Genomic DNA, 4,654 nt, shown 5'->3' on the forward strand with positions numbered 1-4,654 from the left:
AACTTGATAGCTGGTTTAACCGCCTACACCTATTTACCCAAAAAACCTGGTATTGACATTTCCCCGAAAGATTTACCTGCTCTACCTCCTGCGATTTTTTAGTTCCATCGAACTCACGTTAAATTAACCAATAAATCTTGAAGAATTTCCTGCTGCTGACGTGCTTGGGTAACTTCGCGTGGTTCCTGTACTAAATCACGCACGATGGTATCTTCAGCGCGAGAGGCGATAATTGGATCGTTTTGCCCTTGAACGTGAACAAAGGTTCGTCGCCCTGGGCCTCGCTCCTCTTCTATTGGTATAACTGCTGTTACTTGGTCAGAACGCACATATTTGCCAAATCCCAAATGGACTAGTTCTGATGAGAGTATTTTCATATAATTGAAGCTTTATTTTTATGTCTTACTTATATTGTAAAATCTAGAAAAGTGACTTAAAGCTATAGAACATACGGGTTATACCCAATTCAAGGTAGTAGTTTCCTTTCCCAATTGCTGCTTCATATCTCTATGTCAATCACACTATTTTTACCAGCTTTCGGGCTTGTTCTGGGGTTTCACTAAGCTCAATAAACTCAAGTTTTAGGTTGCAGTCCTAACCTTGGCTTGTTAAGTACAGCATTTCATTAATTCGTAGCGAATTAAATTTGGCAATCCCTTGCAATGCCAATGCGTCCCCTTGCAATGCTAATGCGTCGGGATGCATTGTTAATGCGTCTCCTTACAATGCCAATACGTCGGCCGCATTGTTAATGCGTCCCCTTGCAATGCTAATGCGTCGGGATGCATTGTTAATGCGTCTCCTTACAATACCAATGCGTCGGCCGCACTGTTAATGCGTCCCCTTACAATGCCAATGCGTCGGGATGCATTGTAACAGTCATCTTTCTGCGAGTTTGATTGTAAATAATACCTGCTTCAAGTTGTAAATTTATTAGTAGCCTCTTTCTACACTGGCAGGATATTTAATCTTGCTCCGATTCAATATCCTCATCTGCGATCGCAAAATCACTGATGTAGTCCCGTACAACACGCTCAAAAAATAAGAGGCCGGGTAAGGCTGTCCAATCGCTGTAGTGACCAAAGCCGTAGCGCAATGATTCTACAAAGGCTGCTAGGTCATCAGGATTATCTTCAGGTTGTCGCAAGGTAACGACAATCTCAAGGGGGTTAGGAGTAGGCCAGCGATCCACAAATGGAGCTTGTATAGAGAGTTGATGTACTTTTAACCCAGCTTTGTTATAAATTTGCTCTTTGGAAGCATCAGCCTTTTTGGCTAGGGTCTGGTATTGCGCTCTTTAATTTGTTTTGCAATAGGCTCCCATGCTTTAAGTCGCTCACCTGATCGTTTTTTAGCTTTCAAATCTTTACCAACTAATATATCTTCTTGTGGCCCGTTATCATGACTGTTGTATCTGGGAGATTTAAGCTGAGTAAGCCAACGACGTTTGGAAATATCGACTTTCAGTAAAGGTTGATGCAAAGAGGGAAATGTTATAACTTCCAATCGCAAGACTAAGCTAAATTTTCCTTTTGTATCTTTTAAGGATCTTGGATCGGTAATCAGTTCTGCCCTACCAGAGGTAAATGTTCCATTGCTGGAAATAATACGTTTCATTGGGCCTAACCCTTGAAATATTTCCTGTCCAGCAATTTGACGAGCAACATAATCTGCTAGTACTCGATAATCATATTGATTTCTATGCTGAGTTGTTCCTGTTTCTTGAGACCAAATCCAAGGCAGCACTTGAGATTTTAAAGGAGTAATTTTTAGTAAATCATTTTTATCCTGTAATTCTTCCAAACGTTCAATGATTTTTGTTGATACCTCTTCTTTTTCTGCAAAAGGCTTGAGATATTTTGTTATCCAATCATTGAGGATTGGGCGAAGAGTCTTATTAATTTCTTGTTCACTTCCACCGTCTATATATACAAAAGGTTCTGGATCATATTTACTGTCTGCCCTATTCAAGGCACGCTTACTAAAACCTAAACTTGACTCAATTCGCGCTGCATTTTTTAGCTCTACTTCTAGATACCCTCGCAGTGATGCATAAGGCAGATTTTTGCTATGAATTTGTTTTTGAATAGTTTTCGTCATCTCCTAAAGCCTCGCATTGAGCAGCAGTGACAAAATCCGTCGGTTGTTCTCCATCTCTGAGTGAGCGAACAATTGCTTTTTGTATATCGTCCAACTTCAGGATAGTAGTCATTGATATGTTTTTTAATAGTACGAGCCTGTTCATAACTATTAACTATTAAGGCTGCTTTGCGACAGATACCAGACTTGACATCAAATTTTCGCATGGCCTTGTAAATTTCAGATTTAGTTCCTCCCCGTACAAGAGCATCGACCATTCGCAAAAGATTACGGCCTCGAAGATCGCCAGCACCACTGTATCTTAAGGGTTCATCACCACGTTCGCGATCAGAAAACCATTTAAAGCGATAAACGCTGGGTTCTCGATTCTCCTCTGGTGGAAGCGGTTTTGGTTTTAGTAAATAATGGGGGCCAGCGTTAATGTGATAAGCAGGACTCGCTTCTAAAAATGAGGTTGCCGATGTCATTAAAATAGCTGGTCCTGGATGCTCACTATCTGCTTCAAACAACCGATGAAAACGGTGCATCAACATCCGAGGCGCACCAACAAATGCAATATAAGACAGTTGAACATTCCTGGCACTAGTAACAGTTGTTTGTGCTTTGGAAAAGCTGTACTTCACACCAGAAAATGAACCTAAAATGCTTTCTGGAATAATTTTTCGGAGTTCTGGTGTTGCAGTTGACTCTACAATGGGTTCACGGATCAACCCTTCTGCAACCATCGTTCTAGTTCCTGGGATAATTCGCTGATAACCGAAGATAACGAAGGTAACAGTCACAAGTAATTTAACTAAATCCTCTGCTTCTATCGGTGGAGAACGATCCGAAAAGCAGAGGTTGAGAAATAATTTAGCAATGTCTTCTACAATTGCATCGCGTCGCTGAATGAGATTTTCAGCTAGATACCGACGAAAAAGAAGAATCAGATCCTTCCATTGTTTTTTGAGTGTGGCACGGTGTTGAGCTAGAGTTCGAGCGCACAAATCTGCTTTAAACCATTCGGGTTTCTCAACACCTGTGCGATCGTAGAAGGCATTGTATGCTGCTCTCTCCCAAAATTCAGCCAGTGCATGACTTTTGCTAAAGCCTAGTTTGACTTCTTGCTCATCAACAGTCTCGTTTCTGGATGGTTTATCTAGACCATTCAATAGTTCACTAACAATTCGTAATACCGTCAGCAATTGATTTTCGTAGCGTTTTCCAACCCGCGATCGCGACTCAGACATATTTTGAACGACAGTTATCAGGGAGGTATTGTAAGCACCAAATTCTGCCAAGTTACGGCTATAGAGTTCCAAATCCCGATCAAATAAGAGATAATTCTCACCACGAGCAATGCGATTGTGAATTTGTTCTAAAATCACTCGGTGAATAGATCGCTCTGTGCCAGAAATGCTTAAAGTTGCTGCTCCATAAGCATCCAGCACTGACTGCACCATGTCGGCTTCGTCAAAAATAACTACGTCGAAAGTGCGAGCAATTAATTCAAAATACCGTACTTGTTCATCAATTGCATGAGATGATACTCGTGTGTCTAAGGATAGTACGTGTCCAACCCAAATATCAGCATCAAGTAAATCTCGTGGTGCTTTGTTACGACCACACATTGTCCACAAAGGACAAAGACATTGCTTCATTCGCCCTTTTTTATCTCTGCCTTGGAATACTTTTTCACAGGGAGCAGAACCAAAACCCCACATTGAGGTATCACCTGTTGCAAAAGCTGGCAAGACACAGTTCATGCCGAAAACTTCTGCCTGATCTAGAGTATGGGCAAAGCCACCACTACCACCGGAAGCGGCGATCGCTTCAGCAATATTATCTGCATGACGACGACGAGTTTCATCACTTTGGCCAACAAGCATCCCCACCTTAACCTGATGAAATGCCAGTTCAGCCATGTATTGTCTAGCAACTTCAATGGAGGGAAACACAAACATCGCTTTATAACCATGTTTTCCCAGCCAGACAGCTATCAACATGAGAATGGTGGTTTTACCTGACCCTGGCAAACCAATTAAGTGCTTTATACCTTCCAATTCCAAAACATCATTTTCTTTCCGCAATTCCTCTCCAAGTTCCGAAATCATCAGCTCAAAGCGTTCAAAGCGTTTTGCCCAATTGCCAGGTCGCCGCTCAGGATTTTGGGAATCGCGCTCATCCATCTCAATAGCCAAATCGCGCAGTTCACTTAGAGGAATGCGGATATTGCCTCTTGGTAGGCGGTTGAGGGAATGTTTACGACGAGCAGCAATAGGGGCAGCAATAGGGCTAATCGGTATTCTTTCGGCTGTTGTCTCTTCACCTAAGAAAACTGCCATCGACTGACGAGGATCAGCAAACTTAGCATTGTGTAAGTCATACAGAATAGGCGTACTCAGAATTTGACGTGCTTTGGTAATAAATGGATCTTCTAAAGGGTCTTGTGCTTTTACCCCCTGGATGACCAAATTGTGAATCATACCCTGACCAAAAATTAACGACATTTCAAGGGTTATAGCCTAAACATCACATAAAAGTTTGCATAAAATTATGGCCGCGTGTCCTGATT

The 4,654-nt window shown here is 41.9% G+C and carries 4 protein-coding genes and 1 pseudogene; 1 reads left to right on the plus strand and 4 read right to left on the minus strand.

Going from position 1 to position 4,654, the window contains the following annotated elements; all coding sequences use genetic code 11:
• Positions 1-102: pseudogene (locus LC653_RS48195) on the plus strand (IS982 family transposase); the annotation flags it as partial.
• Between the two features lie 11 nt (positions 103-113).
• On the opposite strand, the gene LC653_RS44785 reads toward LC653_RS48195, so the two are convergent.
• From LC653_RS44785 to LC653_RS44800, 4 genes are all read right to left on the minus strand, one after another.
• Positions 114-377 (minus strand): hypothetical protein, encoded by a 264-nt coding sequence (locus LC653_RS44785; RefSeq protein ID WP_229501671.1) that lies wholly within the window; start codon positions 375-377, stop codon positions 114-116.
• 587 nt (positions 378-964) lie between these two features.
• Positions 965-1,246 carry an RNaseH domain-containing protein gene (locus LC653_RS44790; RefSeq protein WP_308189262.1) on the minus strand — a complete coding sequence of 94 codons (282 nt, stop codon included), beginning with the start codon at positions 1,244-1,246 and terminating at the stop codon, positions 965-967.
• A gap of 29 nt (positions 1,247-1,275) precedes the next feature.
• The gene (locus LC653_RS44795) at positions 1,276-2,100 is read right to left on the minus strand and encodes a pPIWI_RE module domain-containing protein (RefSeq protein WP_229501673.1); all 825 of its coding nucleotides are present in this window, start codon (positions 2,098-2,100) and stop codon (positions 1,276-1,278) included.
• On the minus strand, positions 2,097-4,565 hold the full coding sequence (locus LC653_RS44800; RefSeq protein WP_229501674.1) for a hypothetical protein: 2,469 nt from the start codon (positions 4,563-4,565) through the stop codon (positions 2,097-2,099). The genes LC653_RS44795 and LC653_RS44800 overlap by 4 nt, the downstream gene beginning before the upstream one ends.
• Between the last annotated feature and the right edge of the window lie 89 nt (positions 4,566-4,654).

The sequence above is a fragment of the Nostoc mirabile CHAB5784 genome (assembly GCF_020829645.1).
Taxonomy (GTDB): Bacteria; Cyanobacteriota; Cyanobacteriia; order Cyanobacteriales; family Nostocaceae; genus Nostoc; species Nostoc mirabile.

Coding starts and splice junctions, on each gene's coding strand:
- LC653_RS44785 (WP_229501671.1), bottom strand. CDS start 377: ATGAAAATACTCTCATCAGAACTAGTCCATTTGGGATTTGGCAAATAT.
- LC653_RS44795 (WP_229501673.1), bottom strand. CDS start 2,100: ATGACGAAAACTATTCAAAAACAAATTCATAGCAAAAATCTGCCTTAT.
- LC653_RS44800 (WP_229501674.1), bottom strand. CDS start 4,565: ATGATTCACAATTTGGTCATCCAGGGGGTAAAAGCACAAGACCCTTTA.